Origin of the sequence: Streptomyces sp. NPDC053431 (genome assembly GCF_044544925.1) — a bacterium.
Classification (GTDB): Bacteria; Actinomycetota; Actinomycetes; order Streptomycetales; family Streptomycetaceae; genus Streptomyces.
Window position 1 is genome coordinate 1 of the sequence record NZ_JBITXX010000066.1, and the last position, 3,295, is coordinate 3,295.

The window sequence follows — 3,295 nt, forward strand, 5'->3', positions numbered from 1 at the left end:
CCCGCTACGAGAAACGTGCCTACATCTACCTCGGCACCGTCACCCTCGCCGCCCTCATCATCTGGCTCCGAACATGATCCAAGAAACAGTCCCTAACTGATCGTTTCAGAATGAGGTTCGAAGGCGCCTCAAGCAGATGATGCTGCAAGCGAGTTGGAGCAAACCGAGGTGGAGATCAGCGCGTATCTCGTAGCGGATCCGCAGTCGTTTGAACTGGTGCAGCCAGGCGAAGGTCCGCTCCACTGCCCAGCGGGTCTTGCCCAGGCCGGAGCCGCGCGGGACGCCTCGCCGGGCGATCTTGGTGGTGATGCCGCGGGTCTGGAGGATGCGCCGGTATTTGTCGTAGTCGTAGCCGCGGTCGGCGAACAGCCGTCGCGGCCGGTGACGAGGCCGGTCAAACAGGCCACGGATGAGGGGAATCGCATCGAGCAGGGGCGTCAGCGGGGTTACATCGTGCCTGTTTCCGCCGGTCAGGCGACGGCGAGAGGTGTGCCATACGGTCGACGATCAGGTGGTGCTTGCTGCCCGGCCGCGCGCGGTCGACCGGCGAAGGCCAGGTGTGAGCCCCCCTTTCAGGGCCCGGACGTGCGAGCCGTCGATCGCGGCGTCGTCCATGTCGAGCAGACCTGCCTTGCGCAGTTCGGCCAGGAGGACTTCGTGCAGGCGGGGCCAGACGCCGGCCTCGGTCCAGTCCCGCAGTCGCCGCCAGGCCGTTACCCCGCTGCACCCGGTCCGCTGGGCGGGCACGTCTCTCCAGCTCACGTTCTTGCGCAGCACGTAAACGATGCCCCGAAGAGCCGCACGGTCGTCCGCCGGCAACGTCCGGGATACCGATGACGCCGCAGCGGCCAGGGCGGCAGCAGTGGAGCGATACGTTCCCACAGGTCATCAGGCACAAGATCATCCGGCACCCGGATCACCCTGCCGCCATCAAACCCGACCGCCAAGCCCTCGCGCTGAACTCATTCTGAAACGATCAGTAACACGAATCGGTGCTTTGCGCCGGCTCCCACGGCACGCTCCCGCAGCCGAGAGGCCAGCATGGATTCGTGTCGCCAATGCCATAACAGGCCCGTTGCGATGAGTTCACCGTCCGCATCCGCCGACAGCCCCGTGATCAGGCGATTGCTGACGATCTGCATGAGACGCTTCCCCGCCACCCACCATAATGAACCATCCAGGGCGGCCCGACGTCTCACCGCTAACCCTGCACGAGCTCGTAGGAGACCTACATTACGAAGATCTACCACAACGAGCGCCCGGCGCCATTGCTGTTCGCCGAACTCAGTCCTGAGTGCGCGGGTGTATCTGGCTGCTATAGGGCCCGCTGGAGTCTGGCGGACAGGAAGGCAGGCCGTGCCAGATATGCCGAGGCCCGGGCAGGCTGACAAGCACACGCAACCCCCTGCTGACAAAGTCCTCGTGGGACGTCCCTCTGCCTCACAGCCTAACTAGCAAGCCTCGCCGAGAGGTTGCAATGTTTTGTGCCGCATCCGGTTACTCGGCTCTGCCCTTGGCAGGTATGACCGCTGCCGCAGAAGTCCTTCCCCGGCAGCGCGCAGTTGCTGAACTTCTTGCGCGAGCAGTGTGCTGATATCTTTAAGATGAGACAAAGTCGATATCACACAAACAGGCGCTAAGAGATTTTTGAGCCTAATTTACTCAGGAGTGGATGAGACGGTTAGGGGAGAGTGGATCACACCGACAGAGACTGGTCTTCCGCGTCGTTCGCTCTCCGGCCGCAGCCCCCTGGGCAGGGCGGCCCGAGTCCATGGTGAGGTAGGCCGTATCGGCGACTTCTTCTGATGCTGCACGTTCGTATGCCGCGCCGCGTAGGGGGAAGGTGCCTCAGACGAGGAGACAGTGTCGCCTATTGCGAGTGAGTGGCGTCACACAGAAAGGCGGTGAGGCTGCGTGACCATGAAGGATCTTTGGCGCGTCTTGAGCGCCTGCGCGGGAAAGTATGACAACGGCAGTGAGCCGGTGGGCAGTTACGCAGATCGCACGTTCAGGGAGATGGGGTGGGATTCCCTCACGCTGATCGATGCTGCGGACCGGATCAAAGAGGAATACGGTGTCGCAATCGCGTACCGGTACTTTGACGAGCCGCGGACGCCGAGAGACGTCTTCAATTTTATTTGTGCGCAGAAGGCGATCATCTAGACAGCCGCTCTGTGCGCGTAGAGATACCGTCCGCCGGGCTTGCTGCTGACTCGATCGTGAGACTGCGACCCTCTCGACTCCGCCACTCTCAGACTGCGGCCTGGGCCCGAGGTGGCCCCATCAGCCTGGGCAAGCCCCCGGTGGACCAGGCCCCGGCCACGCAGACCGAACAGCAAGGTCAAAAAGCGTCCACTGCACCCAGCTCGGGAATTGGCCCACCAGCGGCCCTACACCTCAGGATACGAGGCATTGAAGCGCTCACCGTCTGACTGCCCTGTTACGACTGCCACCGACCCTTGCAGGCACCCCCCCCAGACGCGGAGCGCCACAAGCCGCAGCCGATATGTTTCGCCAGCGCACCATGAGGAACCGCAGCTACTGTCCACGCTGGTCGCCGCTTCTGTCTGTTTCGGTACGGTGGAGGCGGGATGCTACTGGCCCGCTGCGGCCGGCGATTCTGATACGGACAAGGGCCCGCTGTCGACACAACCGTGAACAGTAGATGCCCCAGCCGAAATCCCCCACGGTAGAGGAGGCATCACCACATTCGTCGCACCGCAGCGCCATATCCGCTCCTTCCGAACTTCCTGCAAACCGGTGCCACTGTGTCACAGATAACGATCTCGGCAGGGGGTGGCGAATTACTCAGTGACTGACTGTGCATGAAGCAAGCAGCCGGATCAGGGCGAGCGCCGGCGGGGAAGCAATGAGCTTGTTCAGCCTCTTTCATCCAAGTTAGCCGCAGGTCATCAGGGTAGGGGTGGCTTGGGTGATGTTGCCGAGGCGGTAAGACGTCGTTTCCTTTGGCGGTTGGCTCGTTGTGCTGGGCATGACGAGTCTCGCTGAACGGCTGCCGCCGGATGAGTTGTGGGAGTTGTTCCGCAGGGTGGTGCCGGAGACGGTGGTGGTACGGCCGCAGGGAGGTGGGCGCCGGCGGGCGGGGGATCGTGAGTGTCTGGCCGCACTCGTGTTCGTGGCGACGTCGGGGTGCACGTGGCGGCAGGTGCCGCCGTTGTTCGGGCCGGCCTGGCCAACGGTCTACCGGAGGTTCGCCCGCTGGAGCAAGGACCGGGTCTGGGTCCGTCTCCACCGGGTCGTCCTGGATGAACTCGGCGCCCGGGGAGGCCTGGAC

At 63.5% G+C, this 3,295-nt stretch carries 3 protein-coding genes and 1 pseudogene; 2 read left to right on the forward strand and 2 right to left on the reverse strand.

Annotation, left to right across the window (positions count from 1 at the left end):
- Positions 1 to 105: 105 nt before the first annotated feature.
- Together ACIGXE_RS37575 and ACIGXE_RS37580 are read right to left on the reverse strand one after the other, a co-directional pair.
- Positions 106 to 911 (reverse strand): annotated as a pseudogene (locus ACIGXE_RS37575) (IS5 family transposase).
- 51 nt (positions 912 to 962) lie between these two features.
- Positions 963 to 1,142, reverse strand: a complete 180-nt coding sequence (locus ACIGXE_RS37580) for a hypothetical protein (protein WP_399754655.1) — start codon at positions 1,140 to 1,142, stop codon at positions 963 to 965.
- A gap of 778 nt (positions 1,143 to 1,920) precedes the next feature.
- Here ACIGXE_RS37580 and ACIGXE_RS37585 point away from each other — a divergent pair.
- Complete coding sequence (locus ACIGXE_RS37585) at positions 1,921 to 2,163, forward strand: acyl carrier protein (RefSeq protein ID WP_399754658.1); 243 nt, start codon at positions 1,921 to 1,923, stop codon at positions 2,161 to 2,163.
- Positions 2,164 to 2,992: 829 nt separating this feature from the next.
- A partial coding sequence (locus tag ACIGXE_RS37590) for a transposase (protein WP_399754657.1) occupies positions 2,993 to 3,295 on the forward strand: 303 nt, incomplete at its 3' end.

What these genes read in the sequence shown, in the direction of transcription:
- ACIGXE_RS37580 (WP_399754655.1), bottom strand. Translation starts at nt 1,142, where the DNA reads ATGCAGATCGTCAGCAATCGCCTGATCACGGGGCTGTCGGCGGATGCG.
- ACIGXE_RS37585 (WP_399754658.1), top strand. Translation starts at nt 1,921, where the DNA reads ATGAAGGATCTTTGGCGCGTCTTGAGCGCCTGCGCGGGAAAGTATGAC.